The organism is Neobacillus endophyticus, assembly GCF_013248975.1.
In the GTDB taxonomy this organism is placed as follows: domain Bacteria; phylum Bacillota; class Bacilli; order Bacillales; family Cytobacillaceae; genus Neobacillus; species Neobacillus endophyticus.
In genome coordinates this window covers 124,345-146,485 of the sequence record NZ_JABRWH010000001.1, presented here as the reverse complement: position 1 = coordinate 146,485, position 22,141 = coordinate 124,345, and the positions used below count along the sequence as shown (strand labels likewise).

The window sequence follows — 22,141 nt, the reverse complement described above, 5'->3', positions numbered from 1 at the left end:
CTAAAATATTTAGTTGCATGTGGAGGTGCAGAATGATGGCCGAAAAAAACGAAATGGTTGTCCCGCTTTTACCTCTTAGGGGGTTGTTGGTTTTTCCGACAATGGTCCTTCATTTAGATGTTGGCCGTGAACGGTCAGTAGAAGCGCTTGAAAGAGCAATGGTAGATGAACATTTAATTTTTCTCACCACTCAGAAAGATGTCTCTATTGATGACCCTGCTGAAGAGGATTTATACAAAATAGGTACATTAACAAAGGTCAAACAAATGCTAAAGCTTCCTAACGGAACCATTCGCGTTTTAGTCGAAGGCTTAAATAGGGCGGAAATTATATCATTCCTTGAAGAAGATGATTATTTTTCTGTACAGGTGAAGCTTTTTGAGGATTCCGACACAAAAGACGTCGAAGATCAGGCACTAATGAGAACAATGCTGGAATATTTCGAACAATACATAAAATTATCCAAAAAAGTCTCAGCTGAAACATTCGCTACGGTAGCTGACATAGAAGAACCAGGCAGAATGGCGGATATTATTACATCTCATTTGCCAATTAAGCTGAAGGATAAACAAGAGATCTTGGAAACCATTGAAATAAAGGAAAGAATGAACAAGGTAATCGATATTATTCATAATGAAAAAGAAGTGCTTAACCTGGAGAAAAAGATTGGTCAACGGGTCAAACGCTCCATGGAAAAGACGCAAAAGGAATATTATTTGCGTGAGCAGATGAAAGCAATTCAAAAGGAATTAGGAGATAAAGAAGGAAAAACAAGCGAAGTAGCTGAGTTGACAAAAAAAATAGAAGAAGTAGGAATGCCTGAACATGTGCATAAAGCGGCTATGAAGGAATTGGATCGATATGAAAAGGTTCCAGCAAGCTCTGCTGAAAGCTCAGTAATTCGTAATTATATTGATTGGCTGATCTCGCTTCCATGGTCGAAAAAGACGAAGGATGATATTGATATTCAGCGAGCTGAAAAAATATTAAATCAGGATCACTATGGTCTGGAAAAAGTAAAGGAACGGGTACTGGAATATTTAGCGGTGCAAAAGTTAACCAATTCCTTAAAAGGGCCTATTCTTTGTCTGGCTGGACCTCCTGGAGTGGGTAAAACAAGTCTGGCTCGGTCCATTGCCACTTCTTTAAACCGTCATTTTGTCCGTGTGTCGCTTGGAGGGGTACGGGATGAATCAGAAATCCGCGGTCATCGCAGAACCTATGTAGGGGCAATGCCGGGCCGAATTATCCAGGGAATGAAAAAAGCTGAAACGATTAACCCTGTCTTTTTGCTTGATGAAATTGATAAAATGTCAAACGATTTTCGCGGAGACCCGTCAGCAGCACTATTAGAAGTATTGGATCCAGAACAGAATCACAATTTCAGCGATCATTATATTGAAGAAACGTATGATTTATCCAAAGTCATGTTTATTGCAACAGCAAACAATTTGGCTACGATTCCCGGACCGCTTTTAGACAGAATGGAAGTCATTACAATAGCCGGTTATACCGAGCTTGAAAAAGTTCATATTTCAAGAGATCATTTACTGCCAAAGCAAATTAAAGAAAACGGATTAACGAAAAGCACACTTCAAGTGCGTGATGACGCGATTTTGAAAATTGTTCGTTACTATACTCGCGAGGCTGGTGTCCGTAACCTTGAGCGACAAATGGCCACCATTTGCCGCAAAACAGCAAAAATAGTGGTATCCGGAGAAAAGAAACGCGTGGTCGTGACTGAAAAAAATGTGGAGGATTTTTTAGGGAAACCAAGGTTCCATTATGGGCAGGCTGAAAGTGAAGACCAAATAGGGGTTGCCACTGGATTAGCCTATACCACTGTCGGCGGCGATACATTGCAAATTGAAGTTTCACTTGCACCTGGAAAAGGTAAGCTTGTTTTAACTGGAAAACTTGGCGATGTCATGAAGGAATCTGCTCAGGCGGCATTCAGCTACGTTCGTTCAAAAGCGAAGGACCTGGGAATTGAAGAGGATTTTCATGAAAAATTTGATATCCATATTCACGTCCCTGAAGGAGCAGTCCCAAAAGACGGTCCATCAGCTGGGATTACGATGGCCACAGCCCTTGTATCGGCTTTAACTGGTAAGCCAATCCGCCGCGAAGTTGGAATGACAGGCGAAATTACCCTGCGGGGACGCGTACTTCCGATTGGCGGCTTAAAGGAGAAAACACTGAGTGCCCATCGGGCAGGATTAACAAAAGTAATTCTTCCAAAAGATAACGAAAAGGACATTGATGATATTCCGGAAAGTGTCCGCAATGATTTGGAATTTGTTCCGGTATCACATGTAGATGAAGTATTAAGACATGCACTGTTAGAGGGAGGAGCAAGGTGAAAGTAACAAGCTCAGAGATTATCATAAGCGCCGTAAGACCAGAGCAATATCCGGACACAGATCTTCCGGAATTTGCCCTGGCCGGGCGTTCCAATGTGGGGAAATCTTCTTTTATCAATAAAATGCTAAATAGGAAGGGATTGGCGCGAATTTCCTCTAAACCAGGGAAGACACAGACGCTTAATTTTTTCCTGATTAATGAACTTCTTTATTTTGTAGATGTTCCTGGATATGGATATGCTAAGGTTTCCAAAACGGAACGTGCTGCGTGGGGAAAAATGATTGAGACCTATTTTACAACGAGACAGCAATTAAAAACCTGTGTTCTAATTGTTGATCTCAGGCATCCGCCGACTGAAGATGACTGCATGATGTATGATTTTCTCAAACATTATGAAATTCCTTGTTTGATAATTGCCACTAAAGCAGATAAAATCCCAAAAGGGAAGTGGCAGAAGCATTTAAAGGTAACAAAAGAAACATTGGAAATGGATCCAAACGATCAAATTGTCATTTTTTCTTCAGAGACTGGTGAAGGTAAAGACAAGGTATGGTCTATCCTAGAACGTTATTTGTAAAAAAATTAACGCCTGGCTCAAAGCCAGGCGTTTACTTTTTCTTTTTTAAGAGAAAATATATACCAATAATAATTAACAGTGCAGGCCAAAATTTCCAAACGAGATTCATTCCATGCTGTAAAAAACCAAGGTATCTGGCTATTTTATCATTAAATAAAAGCAATACAGATATGATAAGAAACAGAAATGCTTGGAATAATCCGTTTTTGGTTCTTTGGAACCGTAAGAAATATCCAGCTGATATAATAAAAATTAACATGCCGATCGTATTTTTAGGCCAAAAACTCACATGACCGGCAAGAAGAAAATGGAGACCAAACCCTGTGATAATAACGGCAGGAAGGATGGCTTCATGATCTTTAGCCATATAAGCCTGCCCTAGAAAGGCAATACCTACAATGATTAGTAATGTAGGCCATGTAAAAAATGATTGAAATATAGTAATTCCTGCTTGCTGCAGAAAAAAGTAAGCCCCAAAACCAATTAAAATGATGCCAGGGAAAATATGTTGGTTTTTCATTGATAACACCGTCTTCCAGTATGGTTTTCTTGAATCTATTGTATTTTTTTGATACTGTACTTAAGGAAGTATTAAGATAATTGTCCTATTATTTATTAGCTGATATGACAGTAAGTTTGTTTCTTAAGTGCAGAATAATCGTTGGCTTTGACCTAATAGGGAGGCCAGTCGTCTAGTTTTTTCTTTATAATAGCACATAGTTTTGGTGAATGTTCACAATTTTAAGCTCTAAACTTAAAATGTTCGTGATATAATCATAATAGAGAAAATGCGATCTTAATGGGGGTGCCTTTTTCATTCATGCATATTTTAGTTGTCGGTCTTAATTATAAAACAGCCCCTGTAGAAATCCGCGAACGTTTGACATTTAATGAAACTGAACTTGGAGAAGCCATTAAGAAGCTGACTTCCAAGAAAAGCATTTTGGAAAATGTCATCTTATCAACATGCAATCGCACAGAAATTTATGCGGTTGTAGATCAATTGCATACAGGACGTTTTTATATAAAACAATTTCTGGCGGAATGGTTTGAATTGGAGCAGACGGAATTCTCTCCGTTTTTATCCATTTTTGAAGATGATGGTGCTGTGGAACATTTATTTAATGTCACTTGCGGACTAAATTCTATGGTATTAGGGGAAACTCAAATCTTGGGACAGGTGCGAACAAGCTTTATGCTTGCCCAGGAACAGGAAACAACCGGATCGGTATTTAATCACTTATTTAAACAAGCGATTACTCTTGCCAAAAAGGCACATTCTGAAACAGAAATTGGTGCCAATGCGGTTTCAGTCAGCTATGCAGCAGTCGAACTGGCCAAGAAAATTTTTGGCTCTCTGGCCAATAAGCATGTATTGATTTTTGGAGCTGGAAAAATGGGTGAATTAGCTGCCCAGAACTTGCATGGAAATGGTGTGAAAAAAGTAACGGTGATAAACCGTACCTATGATAAAGCAACAGCTCTTGCCAGCCGATTTAATGGTGAGGCAAAAACAATTGATGAACTACAGCAATCGTTAATAGATTCAGACATCCTCATAAGTTCGACCGGTGCAAAGGATATTGTGATTACCAAAGAAATGATGGCAAAAGTCGAGAAAATGCGGAAAGGCAAACCGTTATTCCTAGTGGATATTGCAGTACCACGGGATTTGGATCCGAGAATTGCCGAGCTTGAGAATGTATTTCTATATGACATCGATGATTTAGAAGGCATTGTGGAGGCGAACTTGAAGGAACGTCAGAAAGCTGCTGAGAAAATCATGATGATGATTGAAAAAGAAATTGTCGAATTCAATCAATGGCTGGGAATGCTCGGTGTGATTCCAGTCATTTCCGCCCTAAGAGAGAAGGCTCTATCGATCCAGGCAGAGACAATGGTCAGTTTGGAACGAAAACTTCCTAATCTTTCGGAACACGATATAAAGGTATTGAACAAGCATACTAAAAGTATTATTAATCAACTGTTAAAAGATCCGATTTTACAAGCAAAAGAATTGGCTGCCAGACCTGATGCTAAACAAGCAATGGACTTATTCATGAAAATTTTTAATATTGAAGAGCTTGCTCGCGAACAAAAGATGAAAACAGCCGATAAAGATATGGCCCCAGAAATGCGGGCATCTCTTCAATCTTAAGGGGCCAGACCGATGTCCAGCCTCTTTTTTACAAGGATTCATGAATTAACGGTTGTTTTGTACGCATTCAGTGTGCTGCTATATTTCTTTGATTTTCTGCATCAGAACCGGAAGGCAAATAGGGTTGCCTTCTGGTTACTTGCATTTGTATGGATTTTCCAAACAGCCTTTCTAATTTTTTATATGGTCAAAACAGGCAGATTCCCTGTTCTTACAATCTTTGAGGGACTCTATTTTTATGCTTGGGTATTAGTAACATTGTCAATTGGTATAAATCATTTATTACGAGTTGATTTTATTGTCTTTTTCACCAATATATTGGGCTTTACCGTTATGGCCATTCATACTTTTGCACCGATGCAGTACCATTCCCATGTAATGGCTAAGCAGCTTGTTTCTGAATTGCTGCTTATTCATATCACAATGGCGATTCTTTCATACGGAGCATTTTCCTTATCGTTTGTCTTTTCCTTGTTATATCTGTTCCAATATGATTTATTGAAAAGAAAGAAATGGGGAAAACGGCTGATCCGAATTGCTGATTTGGAAAAATTAGAAAGATTGTCATACATATTTGCAGTGATCGGTGTTCCCATGCTGCTATTAGGCTTGATTTTAGGATTGCAATGGGCATTAATAAAACTTCCGGGGATGCCCTGGTATGATAGTAAAATCATTGGATCCTTTTTATTGCTTACTGCGTACAGTATTTATTTATATTTTCGGACCGTAAAAAATCAATCCGGAAAAAAACTGGCATTATGGAATGTTGCTTCATTTTTAATTGTTTTAATCAACTTCTTCTTATTTGGAAGATTATCATCTTTTCACTTATGGTACTCATAGGAGGCAGTCATGCGAAAAATTATTGTAGGTTCCAGACGAAGCAAATTGGCGTTAACACAGACAAACTGGGTAATTAAGCAGCTGAAAAAATTGGACCCTCGATTTGAATTTGAAGTAAAAGAAATTGTAACGAAGGGCGATAAAATTTTAGATGTCACCCTGGCAAAGGTAGGCGGAAAAGGCTTGTTTGTGAAGGAAATAGAGCAGGCCATGCTGAATAAGGAAATAGATATGGCAGTTCATAGCATGAAAGATATGCCTGCTTTGCTCCCAGAAGGGCTGACAATCGGCTGTGTACCATTTAGAGAAGACCACCGCGATGCCCTTATTTCAAGGGGACATGAAAAACTGGCTGATTTAAAACCAGGTGCAATTATTGGAACAAGCAGCTTAAGGCGAAGTGCTCAATTATTGGCAAAACGTCCGGATTTAGAGATAAAATGGATTCGGGGCAATGTTGATACAAGATTAGCCAAACTGGAAACTGAGGAATATGATGCGATTATTTTAGCAGCTGCTGGACTTTCAAGATTGGGCTGGACACATGAGGTTGTAACGGAATTTCTGGATACCGATATTTGCATTCCTGCTGTTGGTCAGGGGGCTTTATCAATTGAATGCCGAGAAGACGACAAGGATCTTCTGGAATTATTCGAGAAATTTACCTGCAAAAAAACGGAACAAGCTATACGGGCAGAACGAGCATTTCTTGCCAAAATGGAAGGCGGCTGCCAAGTGCCAATTGCTGGTTTTGCCTATGTCGATGATAACGATGAAATCGTTCTAAGTATCTTGGTAGCGACTCCTGAAGGCAACGAAATTTTTAAAGAAGAGCTTAGAGGCAATAATCCTGAGGAACTTGGTAATCAAGCAGCGGATCTGTTGATTCAAAAGGGAGCAAAGGATTTAATTGATCGTGTGAAGCGGGAGCTCGAAGGACAATGCTAAAGCCCCTGCCATTACTTGATAAGAAAGTTCTTGTCCCACGAGGTGAGAAACAAGCCAAAACCTTTTCAAGGATGGTTAAACAATATGGAGGGATTCCTATTGAGATCCCTCTCATTGCTTTTCGGCCGATCCGTCACAATGTGCACCTTGGGAAGTGCTTAGAAGTAATGGATACATATGATTGGATTATCTTTACAAGTAATATAGCAGTGGAAACATTTCTTGCATGTACAACTTCGGATAGTAGACTGCCAAAAATCGCGGTAATCGGAAAAAAGACAGAAGAGGCTCTTCACGAAAGAGGGATTCCAGTTGAATTTCTGCCATCTTCCTATGTAGCAGAAGTGTTTGCGTCTGAGTTTTTAAAGTATATTAATCAGGGCACCAGAGTTTTAATTCCTAAAGGAAATCTTGCAAGGGATTACATTGCGGAGACGTTGAAGAAAGCGGGTGCCCTAGTTGAAGAAGTCGTCATTTATGAAAACTTTCTTCCGGAAGAAAGTCGCCAAACGCTTGTATCTATACTGCAGGAACACAAACTGGATATTCTTCTGTTTACAAGTTCGTCTACAGTTGATCACTTTATGCAAGTTGTAAAAGAGCATGGATTAAGCAGCAGTTTAAGTGAATCTATCATCGGATGTATCGGCCCGGTTACGCAAAGGACATTACAGAACTATGGGTTGCCGGTCCATGTAACTCCTAAGGAATACACTGTTGAAAAAATGATAAAAAGTACCATTGAATATTTGGATCGAATCTAAAAATTAGCTAATTATTTTGGAGGTATTAATAATGGAACTTCAATTTAAACGTCATCGCCGATTGCGTTCAAGTGCGAATATGCGTGCGCTTGTAAGAGAGAATCATTTAAAAGCCGAAGATTTTATTTATCCGTTATTTATTTATGAAGGAGTAAATATTCGTAATGAAGTATCATCCATGCCTGGTGTTTTCCAAGTATCTATGGATCATTTAGAAGCAGAAATGGAAGATATCGTGGCACACGGAATTAAATCAGTTTTATTATTTGGTATTCCGGCAGCGAAGGATGAATGTGGCGGACAGGCTTATCATGACCATGGTATCGTTCAAGTGGCTACTCGTTTTATCAAGGAAAAATACCCTGAAATAATCGTTGTGGCTGATACGTGTTTATGTGAATACACAAGCCACGGCCATTGCGGCATGGTAAGCGGTGAAAAAATTCTGAATGATGAGTCGTTGAATTTACTTGTCAAAACGGCTGTAACCCAAGCTAAAGCAGGTGCTGATATTATAGCTCCTTCCAATATGATGGATGGTTTTGTAGCTGCAATTCGGGCTGGATTGGATGAAGCAGGATTTACAGAAATCCCGATTATGTCATATGCCGTAAAATACGCTTCCGCATTTTACGGGCCTTTCCGCGAAGCTGCAGAAGGTGCACCGCAATTTGGCGACCGAAAGACCTATCAAATGGATCCAGCCAATCGTATAGAAGCATTTAGAGAAGCAGAATCAGATGTGGAAGAAGGCGCAGATTTCTTGATTGTTAAGCCTGGTATGCCGTATCTTGACATTGTTCGGGATATTAAAAATAATTTCAATCTACCGGTTGTTGTTTATAACGTCAGCGGTGAGTATTCCATGATTAAAGCAGCAGCACAAAATGGCTGGGTGGATGAGAAGCAAACTGTGCTTGAAATGTTAATGGGGATGAAACGCGCCGGTGCTGATCTCATCATTACCTATCATGCAAAAGATGCTATTCGCTGGTTGAAAGAAAACCAATAATTCTACAGAAAGAGGGAAAAGAATGCGTTCATATACTAAATCGATCGAAGCATTTAAAGAAGCCCAGAAGCTAATGCCTGGTGGTGTTAACAGCCCGGTCCGCGCTTTTAAATCCGTAAAAATGAGCCCGATTTTTATGGAACGCGGAAAAGGCTCCAAAATCTATGATATTGATGGAAATGAATATATTGATTATGTGTTGTCATGGGGTCCTCTTATTTTAGGTCACTCCAATGACCATGTGGTGGAAGCACTTAAACGTACCGCCGAAATGGGCACCAGCTTCGGTGCACCGACAATATGGGAAAACAAATTGGCGAAACTTGTCCAAGAGCGTGTCCCATCCATTGAAATTGTAAGAATGGTCAATTCTGGAACGGAAGCAACTATGAGTGTGCTAAGGCTTGCCAGAGGTTATACAGGACGCAATAAAATATTAAAATTTGAAGGCTGTTACCATGGCCACGGGGATTCATTATTGATTAAAGCTGGTTCCGGTGTAGCCACACTTGGTTTGCCAGACAGCCCAGGGGTACCGGAAGGGACGGCAAAAAATACCATAACAGTTCAATACAACGATCTTGAAGGGGTAAAATACGCTTTTGAACAATATGGGAATGATATCGCATGTATCATTGTTGAACCAGTTGCCGGCAATATGGGCCTAGTACCGCCGCTTCCAGGTTTCTTGGAGGGACTAAGAGAAATAACCACTCAATATGGGGCATTATTAGTTTTTGATGAAGTAATGACCGGTTTTAGGGTCGGCTACAATTGTGCTCAAGGTTACTTCAACATTACACCAGATCTGACTTGCTTAGGAAAAGTCATTGGGGGTGGTCTGCCAGTCGGTGCTTATGGCGGCAGAGCCGATATTATGGAACGTATTGCTCCTAGCGGTCCAATTTATCAAGCGGGCACATTGTCCGGAAACCCGCTGGCAATGACAGCAGGCTATGAAACGTTAAGCCAATTAACACCGGAACATTACAAGGAATTTATCCGTAAAGGTGACATGCTTGAAAAGGGATTTAAAGCTGCAGCAGAGAAATATGATATTCCAATCAGCTTTAATCGTGCAGGTTCGATGATTGGATTCTTCTTTACAAATGATGCTGTCATTAATTATGAAAAAGCTAAGACATCGAATTTAGACTTTTTTGCGGCATACTATCGCGAAATGGCAGAACAGGGTGTGTTCCTGCCGCCATCTCAATTTGAGGGATTATTCCTATCGACGGAACACACGGATGAGGACATTCAAAAAACAATTCAAGCTGCGGAAATTGCCTTTTCTAAACTTAAATAGAAAGCTAAAAAACATTCATGGGTTCCATGGATGTTTTTTTTTGTTCAAACCAAAAATGATCTTATTTTCGCCACATTTCCATGCTATAATAGTGCAGGTAATTTCTGAAGAAGATGGAGAATGGGAATATGGAGGATGATTTATGAAATATAAGAAACTGGGGATTTTCTTATTGGCTGCAGCTGTTATTTGCAGTATGACTGGATGCGAACTTCCTTTTTTTCAAAATGCGAAAAACACGAGTGTGCTACCAGTAAAGGCAGAGAAAGAAACCATGAAAGTGGAAAAGCCGATTAATCAAAATCTCGGGTTTATTCCTAATCGGTCGGAACCGTTGCAGGTGAATATCAGGAATTATTTGCGCTTATTTAACAATATAAGCGGAAGTATTTCTGTTGTACAAAACAGACAAATCCTATTTCGGGAAGGTTTTGGACTTGCCAATATCGAATCACATATTGAAAATAATCCGAATACATCATTTCCTGTCGGATCGATTTCGAAAATATTTACAGCAACCAGTATAATGATTCTTCAGGAACAGCATAAATTAAGCATCCAAGACCCTGTTTCAAAGTACATCCCAAACTTCCCGAATGCTAAACGAATAAAGCTTTATAATTTAATGTCACATACATCCGGAATTCAAGGTCTGAATTGGCATACCGGTGATACCACTCCATTGAAATTAGTGAAAGAAATTGCAAAATATCCTGTTAAATTTCAGCCTGGAACAAAGTGGGATTACCGTGACACTAATTATATACTATTAGGCTATATTGTTGAAAAAGTCAGTGGCGAACCCCTTCATTCTTTTATTCAAAAAAATATTTTCGACAAGGTCCAAATGACTAAAACGGGTTTTATGACCCATCAGCATCCTGCACCATATAGCGTTACTGGATATGTGATTAAAAATAACCAATTCAAGAAATCGCAAATATTTAATGCATATGCCTTATATGCCTGCGGTGACATTTATTCCACTCCATATGATTTATCTTTGTTTGATCAGGCGTTAATGAATGGAGAACTTGTTTCGTTAAGCAGCCTGAAACAAATGCTTACACCTGGCTCAAAATCAAAATACGGGCTAGGCTTATACTATAATGGTATTCGAGCATGGAGCAATGGGGTATTGCCAGGCTACTATACAACACATTCCTATTTTAATGATAAAACATCGATCGTACTATTTTTAAATAAAAAAGATCCTATGACACAGCTTGATCAAATGGTGTTAAGAATTCATGAAATCGTCAATCTTTATCAAGAGCAACCGACTCAAACACTGGAAAAAACCACTCATCAGCCAATGAGTGGTTTTTCCTATTTTCTTAGCCGTTTGAAATACCAATCTGGCTGAGGAAAACTCCCCTTCTGTCTTCGTGACTAGAATTTCACCAATCGGAGAGTTTTCTTTAAACAACTGTTTCATTTTTATCATAAATAAAAAAAACTGCTCATAGAGTGTAAGTGACACAGTGATTTTACGTAAAGGAAATGAAAGGAGGAGTCGCTTTGTCCCAAGAGAATCAATCGTGTCTGCGATTTTCCTTGGAGGAGACGTTGTGGTTTAGAAAAGGACAGGAAGTCGAAGAGCTTATTTCCATTTCTCTAGACCCGGACATCACCATCCAGGAAAGTGATCAGTACGTAACCATACGCGGTTCGTTGGAGCTCACTGGCGAATATAAAAGTTACGAAATCAGTAATGAACAAGTAGAAGAAAGCAAACAATCGCAAAAGTTCATCGAAAGAGTGGCGGAGATTGAAGAAGGCAACAGTGAATTTTCTCATCGATTTCCAGTCGATATTACGATTCCCAATAATCGGATTAAAAGTATTTATGATATTGATGTCCTCGTGGAATCGTTCGATTATTCTTTTCCAGAGCGCAGCTGCCTGAAACTTTCCGCGGAGCTGACAATCAGTGGCCTTTATGCTTCTGAGCCGCAGGAGGAGGAAGAAAAAGAGGAAGAATTAGAGCTTCTTCACCGTCAATCGATTGCAAACGATGCGGAGGAGTTAGAAGCAGAAGAGACGATAGTACAGAGCAGCTATCAAGATCAATTTTTATTTAACGCAGAGGCTAGGAAGCACCAGGAAGAACAGCCGCCTACCTTCCCGAAATATCCTAATTTTCATTACCAGCCACAGGAGCAGTATGAACCAGAACCGTTCATGCCGCCATGGGAATATCAGGATGCCAGAAGCGAGGGGAAAACGGTTGAAGTTGAAGCGGAAGAAGAAATCGTGGTTGAAGATCTTCCAGATGAACCGATCTATTTAGAAAAGGATGCGACGGTAACGGAGGAAAGCTCATCCTCTTCGGTAGAAGGACCAAAGCAAAAGATAAAGAAATTGTTTACTAAGAAGAAAAGCATGACGCTGACAGAATTTTTTGCCCGTAAGGACGAAAACCAGGCACAAACAAGATTAAAAATGTGCATTGTTCAAAAAGGCGATACAGTAGAAAGAATTGCCGAACGTTATGATGTGACGGCACAGCATCTCCTTCGTGTCAACAATCTTGAAATCAATCAAGATGTTTTTGAAGGCCAGGTATTATATATTCCAGCAGCATTTGCAAAAAAGTAGCGGCTTTCAAAAGGTGAGCGGGTTGTATTTAACCTGCTCCGCTTCTTTTAAAAAGCCTCTTTTCTCTGAAAGAGAGTTGAAATGAAATGAGCGACAAAAATCAAGTAGCAGCCGTTGTCCCCATTCTAAAAGAATATCAAATAGAGCCTAATTTTGTTGAAGATTATGGCAGTATACTAAAGATCTATTCCAACAAGGGCACATTTGCCCTTAAAAAAATTCCTCCCGTTGTCGGAACTGATTTTATCCGGCATGTACATCTTTTATATCAAAAAGGCTATAACCGGATTGTCCCCATCTATCCTGCTCTTGATGGCAGGTATGCCGTGTTGTATGAGAATCAACTTTATTATTTAATGCCTTGGCTGGTAAACGATCACAAAGAAGACCGGGAGCACAAAAACCCCCAGCTGTTTCGCGAGTTAGCGAGACTTCACACTCTATCCGCAAAGGAAATCAAGGTAAGTAATGAAGAACGTCAGGAACATTATGAAAAGACCATCCAGCAATATGAAAAACATCAAGAATTTTTAGATGGATTTATTGAAGAATGCGAGAAAAAGACTTACATGTCCCCATTCGAATTATTATATTGTTTATACTATACAGAAATCAGGCAAGCATTAACATTTTCCAAGACAAAATTTGAAGAATGGTATGAAAATACCAAAGACAGTGAAAAGGCTAGAATGGTTATTAACCACGGGAAATTGTCTTCCGAACATTTTCTTTATGATGATAGAGGTTACGGTTATTTTATTAACTTTGAAAGTGCCCGATACGGATCGCCTATTCATGATCTCCTTCCATATTTGTCGCGTACATTAAATACAAATCCTAAGCGGAATGATGAGACAATTGAATGGATTCAACATTATTTTAAATATTTTCCCTTTAAACCAGATGAGAAATTATTATTTTACAGTTATTTGTCCTATCCAATCCCTATGATTCAAGGGGTGGAAAAGTATTATCGCAAAAAACGTCCCAGAAATGAGTTAAAGCTTGTCAGACAGCTTCAGAAGCGGTATTGGCATTTGAAAAATACCGAATATGTTGTCATGAGGATGACAGAAATTGATAGCCAGCAGCAAGCAAAAGAAGGAGCCCAGCAGCAGAGTAGTTGACTGCAAACTGGGCTCTTTAAATTATTTCTAAATAAATGGATAAGGCGATCAGCAACAAAATGATAAATAAAAAAATGTCAAAAACGCTCGGCAATAAGATCGTGCGAATTCCTTGAAATATAATTAATGGGACGATAAATTGACCGCAAAATTGTCGGAAACTCCTAAACCAAGGTTGGTATTTGAAACGCTTGAAACTTCCCTTCATCGAAACCGCCCCCTTAATATAATCAGATATTTATTTTATATATATATTCCATTAGCCCTGAAAGTTCCCACTATAATGCATATTGTATAAACAATAAAAAATTTGGTTATCCTGATTGACGTCAATCCCCTTTTTTGGGTAGTATAAAAATATAATTAAAAATGGCAGCAAAGATTGGGAAGAGTATGATGCAAGCCTGCTTTAAGAGAGGGAAATCAGTAGCTGGAAGATTTCCTAAGCAGAACATCAGAAGGTCGCCCATGAGCTTCTTCTATGAACGGACACAGTTCTTATTAGTAGAAGACGGATAAAATCCGTTATTTGATGAAGTGCCAATCAACTGTTTGATTGGAAAAAAGGTGGTACCGCGAAGCAACTCCATTTCGTCCTTTTATTGACGAATGGGGTTTTTTGTTTTTTCTGAAGCAATAAGGAGGAGTTTTTTATGGAAACAAAGGAAATTACCATGCCAACCAAATATGACCCACAAACGATTGAGAAGGGCCGTTATGACTGGTGGTTACAAGGAAAGTTTTTTGAAGCAGAGGCAGATGAAGCTAAACAGCCGTACACAATTGTCATTCCACCGCCGAATGTTACTGGTAAGCTGCATTTAGGGCATGCTTGGGATACGACACTTCAAGATATTATTACCAGGATGAAGCGGATGCAGGGCTATGATGTTTTATGGCTGCCAGGAATGGATCATGCTGGGATAGCAACACAGGCAAAAGTGGAAGCAAAATTACGCAGTGAAGGAAAAAGCCGTTATGATTTGGGCCGCGAGAAGTTTGTTGAAGAAACTTGGAAATGGAAGGAAGAGTATGCTTCTCATATCCGCCAGCAGTGGTCAAAACTAGGCCTCGGTCTTGACTACTCCCGCGAGCGGTTCACGCTTGATGAAGGATTATCCAAGGCCGTTCGTGAGGTATTTGTTACTCTTTATAAAAAAGGCTTGATCTACCGTGGTGAATATATCATTAACTGGGATCCTTCCACTAAAACTGCATTATCTGATATCGAAGTTATTTATAAAGACGTTCAAGGTGCTTTTTATCATTTAAGATATCCGTTAGCAGATGGTTCTGGTCATATTGAAGTTGCCACAACCCGTCCGGAAACAATGCTCGGCGATACAGCAGTTGCTGTACATCCAGAAGATGAACGCTACAAACATTTAATTGGCAAGAAAGTGATTTTGCCAATCGTCGGCAGAGAAATTCCAATTGTTGGCGATGATTATGTGGATATGGAATTTGGTTCTGGGGCAGTTAAAATTACGCCGGCTCATGACCCGAATGATTTTGAATTAGGCAACCGCCATAATCTTGAGCGTATTCTAGTTATGAATGAAGACGGAACGATGAATGAAAAAGCAGGCAAATATCAAGGACTGGATCGATTTGAATGCCGTAAGCAAATTGTTAAAGATCTTCAAGAACAAGGCGTACTGTTTAAAATTGAAGACCACCTTCACTCTGTTGGTCATTCAGAACGCAGCGGGGCAGTTGTGGAGCCCTATTTATCAACCCAATGGTTCGTGAAAATGCAGCCATTAGCCGATGAAGCGATTGCCCTGCAATCTAAAGAAAATAAAGTCAACTTCGTTCCTGACCGATTTGAAAAGACATACCTGCACTGGATGGAAAACATCCGCGATTGGTGTATTTCCAGACAGCTATGGTGGGGTCACAGAATACCTGCGTGGTATCACAAAAAAACCGGGGAAGTATTTGTTGCTCACGAACCGCCGGTAGATATCGAAAATTGGGAACAGGATAAAGATGTATTAGATACTTGGTTCAGTTCTGCTTTGTGGCCGTTTTCTACAATGGGCTGGCCAGACTTGGATGCGGTGGATTTCAAGCGCTTCTTCCCAACAGATGTTTTAGTGACCGGTTATGATATTATCTTCTTCTGGGTTTCACGGATGATTTTCCAATCCATTGAATTTACTGGTGAGCGTCCATTTAAAGATGTATTAATTCATGGTCTTGTTCGTGATGAACAGGGACGCAAAATGAGTAAGTCGTTAGGCAACGGTGTCGATCCAATGGATGTAATTGATCAATATGGTGCTGACTCTTTAAGATACTTCTTGTCAACGGGTACATCTCCAGGACAGGATTTACGTTACAGCACGGAAAAGGTAGAAGCAACCTGGAATTTTGCAAATAAGATTTGGAATGCCTCCCGATTTGCTTTAATGAATATGAATGGGCTGGCATATGATGAAATTGATTTTAACGGTGAAAAATCTGTTGCCGACAAGTGGATTTTAACACGCTTGAATGAAACAATTGACCATGTGACCAAACTTTCGGAACGCTATGAATTTGGAGAAGTCGGTCGAGCCCTTTATAACTTTATCTGGGATGACTTCTGTGATTGGTACATTGAAATGGCGAAGCTGCCACTATACGGTGATGATGAAGCTGCAAAGAAAACGACGCGTTCTATTCTTGCATATGTTCTAGATCAAACGATGAGATTACTTCATCCATTTATGCCATTCATTACCGAGGAAATTTGGCAAAATCTCCCTCACTCAGGTGAATCAGTGACAACGGCAAGCTGGCCTGTTGTAAAACCGGAGCTTACAGATGAAGAAGCGGCACAGGAAATGAAACTCTTGATGGAAATCATTCGTTCGGTAAGGAATATTCGAGCAGAAGTTAATACACCTTTAAGCAAAAAAATCAAAATGCTCGTTAAAGCAAAGGATGAAAATACGCTTAAAGCAATCGAGAAAAACCGAGGCTATATCGAACGCTTCTGTAACCCAGAATCATTACAAATGGGAATCCAAGTCGAGGCACCTGAAAAAGCTATGACCGCTGTCGTTACAGGAGTAGAAATCATTTTACCTCTTGAAGGCTTGATCAATATTGAGGAAGAAATTGCCCGTCTTCAAAAGGAATACGAACGTTTAAATAAAGAAGTAGAAAGAGTTCAGAAAAAATTAGGCAATGAAGGATTTATCAAAAAAGCACCTGAAAATGTAATTGCAGAAGAACGAGCAAAAGAAAATGATTATCTTGAGAAAAGATCTGTTGTTGAGTCTCGTTTAAAAGAACTGAAAGGTATATAATAAGGGAAGGCGAATCCAAGCGGATTCGCCTCCTCCTATTACAGAAAAAATGGGGTGTCATAACATGTTTACTACCTATCAAGAAGCACTCAACTGGATTCATGGAAGGCTTAGACTTGGGATCAAACCAGGTTTAATTCGAATGGAATGGATGATGGACAAGCTGGATCATCCGGAAACAAAAATAAAAGCTGTTCATATCGGCGGTACAAATGGAAAAGGTTCTACTGTTACATTTCTTCGCTCGATTCTTCAAGCGTCAGGCTATACAGTTGGAACGTTTACATCACCATATATTGAACACTTTAATGAAAGAATCAGTATAAATGGAAAGCCAATCAGTGACCATGAAATTCTCGAGCTGGCGAACGTGATTGCCCCTCTGGCAAAAGAGTTGGAGGAAACAGAGCTTGGTGGTCCCACCGAGTTTGAAGTTATAACGGCGATGGCATTTTATTATTTTGCCAATAGGTCAAATGCCGATATCGTTCTTTTCGAGGTTGGATTAGGCGGGCGTTTTGATTCAACGAATATTTTGAAACCATTGTCCTCCATTATTACGAATATTGGTCTTGACCATACGAATATTCTGGGCAGTACTCATGAGGAGATTGCATTTGAAAAGGCAGGAATTATAAAGCAGCAAATGCCTATTTTTACGGCAGTTAGCCACTTAGGTGCTTTAAAGGTAATAGAAGAATATGCAGAGAAAATGCAGGCACCTGTTTACCGTCTGGGCCATGAGTTTTTGATTACCGAACATGAATCGCTCGAAAAGGGTGAGATTTTTACTCTTAAAACGGAGGAAGGGATACTAGAAAAACTTAAAATTAGTATGATGGGCCGCCATCAAATTGAAAATGCTTCATTAGCAGTCAGCGTCTCCCAATATTTAAATCAAAAAGGACTATTTAATATTACGGAGAGAGCAATCCGAAAAGGCTTGCTACAAGCATATTGGCCGGGCAGATTTGAAATATTATCAGAAAGCCCTTTAGTGATCGTAGATGGCGCTCATAATGATGAAGGAATATCCGTATTGGTTCAAGAATTGGCTAAACGTTATGCCAATCGAACTATTCATATTGTTTTTGCGGCATTAAGGGATAAAAAGTTTGATAAAATGATCGCAAAACTTGATCAAATTGCCACTCAAATTACTTTTGTCAGTTTTGATTATCCTAGAGCCGCCACAGCTGTGGAATTGCTGGAAATGAGCAATTCGTCAAATAAACTAGCAGTGGATGATTGGAAAACCTATCTATTAGAAGAAATTCCAAATATAAATGATGATAGTATGATGGTCGTTACAGGTTCTCTCTATTTTATTTCCGAAGTCAAACCATATTTAAAGTTTTGTTTGAAAAATTTGACGATTTCTTTGTGACAAATCTGTAACTATTTGCTAGAATAAATATTATCTTGACTTAAAGATTTTATCGACAGGGGGGATAAGATGCAGGTCAAACCACAAATCAAAAGAATGATTTTTCTTATTTGGATTTTGTTGGTTCCAACAGGCATGTGGTATACCTATCGCGCTTATCCTCCTCATATATCAGGACATTGGCTGGAGGCAGCGGCATTTTTACTATTAACCTGTCTCGTTGCTTCCATGCCAATTGTCATCAATGAAATGTTTATTTTTTTAATCCAATGGGTCACACTTGTAGTCTTTTTAAAATTTGGGCTATTTATGGAGATGCTTTTTGCTCAAATCGCATTTTTAGTTTTATCAAGCAAGTTAAGAATATTGCGGAAAGATCAATTATTTCGGCTGCCTATCAATTCGAATATGTTTTTTCTTGTGTCTTTTATCAGCGGAGTGATCTATTATTTACTAGGTGGACATACTGGTCCTGATATCGCTGCCGATACTAGTTCACTACGGCTTACGATCCTGTATGCTGTTCTTTATTATGCCGTAAATCAGGTCATTTTTTCATTTATTTTATATTTTATTTACAATATAAAAGAATCCTATTTTGGCAAAGACTTCTATGTGGAAACGCTTACGACGATTATTACATTTCCGATTGGTATAGTTTTATATATTCTCTATTATCAATTTGGTTTATTGGCCATCGTGTTTGTCGGGATTCCTTTTGTTAGTTTATCGATTATTTTTAATCTTTATTATTCCAGCCAAAAGATCAATGAATATTTGCAAAAAGCAGCGGAAATTGGACATCAGATGGCTGAACGTCTTAAAGTAGATGACGTTATCGACCTGTTCTTACAAAAGTTCAGTGAAATGCTTCCTGTAGATTATGCCTATATTTTTGAAGCAACGGGAGAGGAGCTGATCCTGTCGCGCGGTATGGAGGCAGGAAAAGTTATGGATACATACTTGCCTGCAATGAAAAAGAATGAAGACATTTTCGGAATGGTATGGGCCAAGGAGAAATCATATCTTTTCAAATCTAGTAATGAGTGGAAAACGTATACGAAAGGATACATGCCCTATAATGCGGAAAGTATACTAAGCGTCCCCATTATCCGTAATAAAAAGGTGATTGGTGTGTTATTACTCGCCTCCAAGCGTAAAAGGGCCTATGAAAAGTATCAGCTGATGATTGCTGATATCCTATGTTCATATTTTGCTGTGGCAATGGAGAACGCCAAACATTATGAATTGGCGAAAATGCAAAGCGAACGCTGTGCATTAACAAAATTATATAACTATCGTTATTTTGAAAATGTGTTAACATATGAGTTTGATAAGCTTTTTAATTTTGAGAGGAATATGCTGTCAATAATCATTCTCGATATTGATCATTTTAAATCAGTGAATGATAACTATGGCCACCAAAGCGGAAATGAAGTTTTGTGTGAATTAGCAAGCAGACTTAGTAAATTGCTTGGAGAAACTGGAACCATTGCTCGTTATGGTGGAGAAGAATTTGTGGTTCTCCTTCCGGATACACCAAAGAACGATGCAATAAACATAGCGGAACGAATCAGGCAATCAATTGCCAACTGGCCGTTTACGATTACTCAATCGTTAGAACATGATCATAAACAGCAGCAAATTAAAATCACTGCCTCCATAGGTGTAGCAAGCGCTCCTGAAGATGCAGAGGATTATCTTTCGCTGATCCGTCATGCTGACAGGGCATTATATGTCGGTGCAAAGCGTGCTGGGAGGAATCGAGTAGCGGAGTATTCATCGTGTTAAGGTTAAAACAAAAAGCCGAATCGTGTGATTCGGCTTTTTGTTTTACTCTGAAAAAGCTATGCATCAAGGAGGATCTTTCATACCCCTATATTTAATTATAATTAACGGTGACTCCAGTATTATTATCAAATACCCAGCTTGATACTGGGGAAGTTTGTTGGCAACCAGAAGTTAATTGAAAATAATCTCCGAAGTCTGTAAAAGGTGTTAGAACCCCATTCTGCACATAATATGGATTTCCGGTTACACAAATAGAGGTTTTTTGAGTCTGTTTCACAGGTTTTTGGCCGTAGAAAATGGCATCCCCATTTACTGTAATATTGGATTGGCCGTTCATCGAAATATCACTCATGTTAGAAATGTTATTAAATATAGCATCATTATTTATAGTAAGTGTTCGGCCGCCAAGTAACGTGATGGAATTAAACCAGGCAGTATTATATAAAGTTACATCTTTTGGCTGATCATTATAGGTAATATCTCCATAATAATATTTATTTCCAGTATTGGATGCTTCATTATAAAGATAGGATCGTTTTGAAAAATTACTTTGATTTGGTGCACTTTCACCAGACCTAGGATATGAAATCGATTGTTTAGAGATGGTAAATGTGCCTGTAAGTGTAGCCTTTTCATTTGTATCAGTAGTTCCGGTACTATAGAAAACAACTTTAAAGCTATTTGGATTCGTACTGCACGAAGAAGTCAGGTTATTGTCTAATGTAATTTGGTACCTATTATTTCCATCAACATTTTTATTCGTGTAATACCCACGTGTGTTATTTTGATCTTTTATAATAGATGTAAATGTTGAACAAAAATTGGAGGGATTACTATTTTTTGCCTCTTGAAGCACGCTGTTATTTACTTGGAGGAAATAGGTTACCCCCATCTCTGCCAAATCAGTGGCTTTGTTCCGGTTGTCCGTTTTATTAAACTGCTTACTAGCAGTCAAAGTCCCACCTATTAAACCAAGAGAAAGGATCATGGAAACAGACATAATAATCAGTACCAGAATTAAGGTGTACCCTTTTTCATTTCTAATCATAATTTCATCCCTTAATACTTTTTAATGATCGTATCAAATTTATATATCCCATTTCCTAGTTCTATATGAACAGAAATGGATTTGGATGTAGCGGTATTAATAGTTTTCATGTTAGGAGAGGAGGGAATCGTTGATCCATAACCATCATCAATTGTGAGCTTTGAAATATCAGTGCTGCCTAATGGTTGGCTTGGTGACGAATTTCCTATTAAATAAACTTTCTTATTAGAATCAAATGATAGTACATAAATACTTTTAGTTAACTGAAAGTTCTTTATAGTAGTAAGGGCGATATTAGCTTCTTCTTCCAAATTGGTATTGGATGAAATTTGCTGTGAGTTTTTATTGATTCCTATTAAAACGCTGTACAAAATAGAAGAAATAATAAATAGGATGAAGATGGTTACTAACAATTCTATTATGGTGAGTCCACTCTCATTCTTCATGGCTCCCTTTCACCCTCTAATATAAGTATAAGTGACTGACTGATTGTTTATATTCTTTGGATCCTGAACAACAATTTTTACCTGAATTAATTTTGTTGTTGAATTTGGTATGAGACTATTGCTCAATTCCACCCAATAATTATAAGAAGTTTGAGGATTGAAATATTTACTTAAATAGGCCGCATCTAGTTTGGTAGTTTGGATCGTGCCTAGAGCATCAATTTTATTATCATTTAGCAAAATATTTTTCGTCATATTTGTATTTATTAGGTTTTTTATTTTTTGTGCCGTTTGAATGGTATCAAGTTTAACATTGTTATGTTTGTTGAAGATGGCAGACTGAGTAAAAAAACCCATAAATGAAGTTAATATAACGGTAAGCAGGACAATTGATATGAGGATTTCGATTAATGTCAGTCCTTTTTGGTTATGGAAATATTTCTTCATAATTTTCCGCCTTCATT

At 38.8% G+C, this 22,141-nt stretch carries 19 protein-coding genes and 1 other annotated feature; of the genes, 14 read left to right on the top strand and 5 right to left on the bottom strand.

The window, feature by feature from the left end:
- Window positions 1-35: 35 nt before the first annotated feature.
- Together lon and yihA are read left to right on the top strand one after the other, a co-directional pair.
- A complete protein-coding gene (gene lon / locus HPT25_RS00725; protein ID WP_173070777.1) occupies window positions 36-2,363 on the top strand; it encodes an endopeptidase La in 2,328 nt (775 codons plus the stop codon).
- Window positions 2,360-2,941 (top strand): ribosome biogenesis GTP-binding protein YihA/YsxC, encoded by a 582-nt coding sequence (gene yihA / locus HPT25_RS00720; protein WP_173058605.1) that lies wholly within the window; start codon window positions 2,360-2,362, stop codon window positions 2,939-2,941. Before lon ends, yihA begins: the two co-directional genes overlap by 4 nt.
- 31 nt (window positions 2,942-2,972) lie before the next feature.
- On the opposite strand, the gene HPT25_RS00715 is transcribed toward yihA, so the two are convergent.
- Window positions 2,973-3,461: a LiaI-LiaF-like domain-containing protein gene (locus HPT25_RS00715; protein ID WP_173058602.1), complete on the bottom strand. Its 489-nt coding sequence runs from the start codon at window positions 3,459-3,461 to the stop codon at window positions 2,973-2,975.
- 300 nt (window positions 3,462-3,761) lie between these two features.
- Here HPT25_RS00715 and hemA point away from each other — a divergent pair, with 300 nt between their 5' ends.
- The 9 genes from hemA to ysxE all read left to right on the top strand — a co-directional run bounded on the left by hemA (window position 3,762) and on the right by ysxE (window position 13,706).
- Window positions 3,762-5,099, top strand: a complete 1,338-nt coding sequence (gene hemA / locus HPT25_RS00710; RefSeq protein ID WP_173058599.1) for a glutamyl-tRNA reductase — start codon at window positions 3,762-3,764, stop codon at window positions 5,097-5,099.
- 12 nt (window positions 5,100-5,111) lie between these two features.
- Window positions 5,112-5,945, top strand: coding sequence for a cytochrome C assembly family protein (locus HPT25_RS00705; protein WP_173058596.1), 834 nt, complete (start codon window positions 5,112-5,114; stop codon window positions 5,943-5,945).
- Window positions 5,946-5,954: 9 nt separating this feature from the next.
- Window positions 5,955-6,893 (top strand): hydroxymethylbilane synthase, encoded by a 939-nt coding sequence (hemC, locus tag HPT25_RS00700; RefSeq protein WP_173058593.1) that lies wholly within the window; start codon window positions 5,955-5,957, stop codon window positions 6,891-6,893.
- The gene (locus HPT25_RS00695; protein ID WP_173058590.1) at window positions 6,887-7,657 is read left to right on the top strand and encodes a uroporphyrinogen-III synthase; all 771 of its coding nucleotides are present in this window, start codon (window positions 6,887-6,889) and stop codon (window positions 7,655-7,657) included. The genes hemC and HPT25_RS00695 overlap by 7 nt, the downstream gene beginning before the upstream one ends.
- A 31-nt stretch (window positions 7,658-7,688) precedes the next feature.
- Window positions 7,689-8,669 (top strand): porphobilinogen synthase, encoded by a 981-nt coding sequence (gene hemB, locus HPT25_RS00690; RefSeq protein WP_173058587.1) that lies wholly within the window; start codon window positions 7,689-7,691, stop codon window positions 8,667-8,669.
- Window positions 8,670-8,691: 22 nt separating this feature from the next.
- Window positions 8,692-9,978 (top strand): glutamate-1-semialdehyde 2,1-aminomutase, encoded by a 1,287-nt coding sequence (gene hemL / locus HPT25_RS00685; RefSeq protein ID WP_173058584.1) that lies wholly within the window; start codon window positions 8,692-8,694, stop codon window positions 9,976-9,978.
- Window positions 9,979-10,120: 142 nt separating this feature from the next.
- Window positions 10,121-11,344, top strand: a complete 1,224-nt coding sequence (locus HPT25_RS00680) for a serine hydrolase domain-containing protein (RefSeq protein WP_173058581.1) — start codon at window positions 10,121-10,123, stop codon at window positions 11,342-11,344.
- Window positions 11,345-11,499: 155 nt separating this feature from the next.
- Window positions 11,500-12,579, top strand: coding sequence for a stage VI sporulation protein D (gene spoVID / locus HPT25_RS00675; protein ID WP_173058578.1), 1,080 nt, complete (start codon window positions 11,500-11,502; stop codon window positions 12,577-12,579).
- A gap of 86 nt (window positions 12,580-12,665) precedes the next feature.
- The gene (ysxE, locus tag HPT25_RS00670) at window positions 12,666-13,706 is read left to right on the top strand and encodes a spore coat protein YsxE (RefSeq protein WP_173058575.1); all 1,041 of its coding nucleotides are present in this window, start codon (window positions 12,666-12,668) and stop codon (window positions 13,704-13,706) included.
- A gap of 16 nt (window positions 13,707-13,722) precedes the next feature.
- Here ysxE and HPT25_RS28220 read toward each other — a convergent pair whose 3' ends face one another.
- Window positions 13,723-13,914 (bottom strand): YszA family small membrane protein, encoded by a 192-nt coding sequence (locus HPT25_RS28220; protein WP_217269592.1) that lies wholly within the window; start codon window positions 13,912-13,914, stop codon window positions 13,723-13,725.
- Between the two features lie 161 nt (window positions 13,915-14,075).
- Window positions 14,076-14,308, top strand: a binding site (T-box leader).
- Window positions 14,309-14,359: 51 nt separating this feature from the next.
- Between HPT25_RS28220 and HPT25_RS00665 the strand changes: the two genes are divergently transcribed.
- From HPT25_RS00665 to HPT25_RS00655, 3 genes are all read left to right on the top strand, one after another.
- The gene (locus HPT25_RS00665) at window positions 14,360-17,005 is read left to right on the top strand and encodes a valine--tRNA ligase (RefSeq protein ID WP_173058572.1); all 2,646 of its coding nucleotides are present in this window, start codon (window positions 14,360-14,362) and stop codon (window positions 17,003-17,005) included.
- Window positions 17,006-17,069: 64 nt separating this feature from the next.
- Entirely contained in the window at window positions 17,070-18,392 is a 1,323-nt protein-coding gene (locus HPT25_RS00660; RefSeq protein WP_173058570.1) for a bifunctional folylpolyglutamate synthase/dihydrofolate synthase, read from the top strand.
- Between the two features lie 69 nt (window positions 18,393-18,461).
- On the top strand, window positions 18,462-20,183 hold the full coding sequence (locus HPT25_RS00655; RefSeq protein WP_173058567.1) for a sensor domain-containing diguanylate cyclase: 1,722 nt from the start codon (window positions 18,462-18,464) through the stop codon (window positions 20,181-20,183).
- A gap of 91 nt (window positions 20,184-20,274) precedes the next feature.
- Here HPT25_RS00655 and HPT25_RS00650 read toward each other — a convergent pair whose 3' ends face one another.
- Genes HPT25_RS00650 through HPT25_RS00640 form a run of 3 tightly spaced genes read right to left on the bottom strand, consistent with a single transcriptional unit; the run spans window position 20,275 to window position 22,124 of the window.
- The gene (locus tag HPT25_RS00650; RefSeq protein WP_173058564.1) at window positions 20,275-21,231 is read right to left on the bottom strand and encodes a type IV pilus modification PilV family protein; all 957 of its coding nucleotides are present in this window, start codon (window positions 21,229-21,231) and stop codon (window positions 20,275-20,277) included.
- Between the two features lie 11 nt (window positions 21,232-21,242).
- Window positions 21,243-21,677, bottom strand: a complete 435-nt coding sequence (locus HPT25_RS00645; protein WP_173058561.1) for a prepilin-type N-terminal cleavage/methylation domain-containing protein — start codon at window positions 21,675-21,677, stop codon at window positions 21,243-21,245.
- Between the two features lie 9 nt (window positions 21,678-21,686).
- A complete protein-coding gene (locus HPT25_RS00640) occupies window positions 21,687-22,124 on the bottom strand; it encodes a type IV pilus modification PilV family protein (protein ID WP_173058558.1) in 438 nt (145 codons plus the stop codon).
- Between the last annotated feature and the right edge of the window lie 17 nt (window positions 22,125-22,141).

Bases quoted from the DNA above. Each gene is read 5' to 3' on its own strand.
- HPT25_RS00660 (WP_173058570.1), top strand. From the start codon at position 17,070: ATGTTTACTACCTATCAAGAAGCACTCAACTGGATTCATGGAAGGCTT.
- ysxE (WP_173058575.1), top strand. From the start codon at position 12,666: ATGAGCGACAAAAATCAAGTAGCAGCCGTTGTCCCCATTCTAAAAGAA.
- hemA (WP_173058599.1), top strand. From the start codon at position 3,762: ATGCATATTTTAGTTGTCGGTCTTAATTATAAAACAGCCCCTGTAGAA.
- HPT25_RS00665 (WP_173058572.1), top strand. From the start codon at position 14,360: ATGGAAACAAAGGAAATTACCATGCCAACCAAATATGACCCACAAACG.
- lon (WP_173070777.1), top strand. From the start codon at position 36: ATGGCCGAAAAAAACGAAATGGTTGTCCCGCTTTTACCTCTTAGGGGG.
- HPT25_RS00695 (WP_173058590.1), top strand. From the start codon at position 6,887: ATGCTAAAGCCCCTGCCATTACTTGATAAGAAAGTTCTTGTCCCACGA.
- HPT25_RS00655 (WP_173058567.1), top strand. From the start codon at position 18,462: ATGCAGGTCAAACCACAAATCAAAAGAATGATTTTTCTTATTTGGATT.
- HPT25_RS00640 (WP_173058558.1), bottom strand. From the start codon at position 22,124: ATGAAGAAATATTTCCATAACCAAAAAGGACTGACATTAATCGAAATC.
- hemB (WP_173058587.1), top strand. From the start codon at position 7,689: ATGGAACTTCAATTTAAACGTCATCGCCGATTGCGTTCAAGTGCGAAT.
- HPT25_RS00705 (WP_173058596.1), top strand. From the start codon at position 5,112: ATGTCCAGCCTCTTTTTTACAAGGATTCATGAATTAACGGTTGTTTTG.
- HPT25_RS00680 (WP_173058581.1), top strand. From the start codon at position 10,121: ATGAAATATAAGAAACTGGGGATTTTCTTATTGGCTGCAGCTGTTATT.
- HPT25_RS00715 (WP_173058602.1), bottom strand. From the start codon at position 3,461: ATGAAAAACCAACATATTTTCCCTGGCATCATTTTAATTGGTTTTGGG.
- HPT25_RS28220 (WP_217269592.1), bottom strand. From the start codon at position 13,914: ATGAAGGGAAGTTTCAAGCGTTTCAAATACCAACCTTGGTTTAGGAGT.
- hemC (WP_173058593.1), top strand. From the start codon at position 5,955: ATGCGAAAAATTATTGTAGGTTCCAGACGAAGCAAATTGGCGTTAACA.
- hemL (WP_173058584.1), top strand. From the start codon at position 8,692: ATGCGTTCATATACTAAATCGATCGAAGCATTTAAAGAAGCCCAGAAG.
- HPT25_RS00650 (WP_173058564.1), bottom strand. From the start codon at position 21,231: ATGATTAGAAATGAAAAAGGGTACACCTTAATTCTGGTACTGATTATT.
- HPT25_RS00645 (WP_173058561.1), bottom strand. From the start codon at position 21,677: ATGAAGAATGAGAGTGGACTCACCATAATAGAATTGTTAGTAACCATC.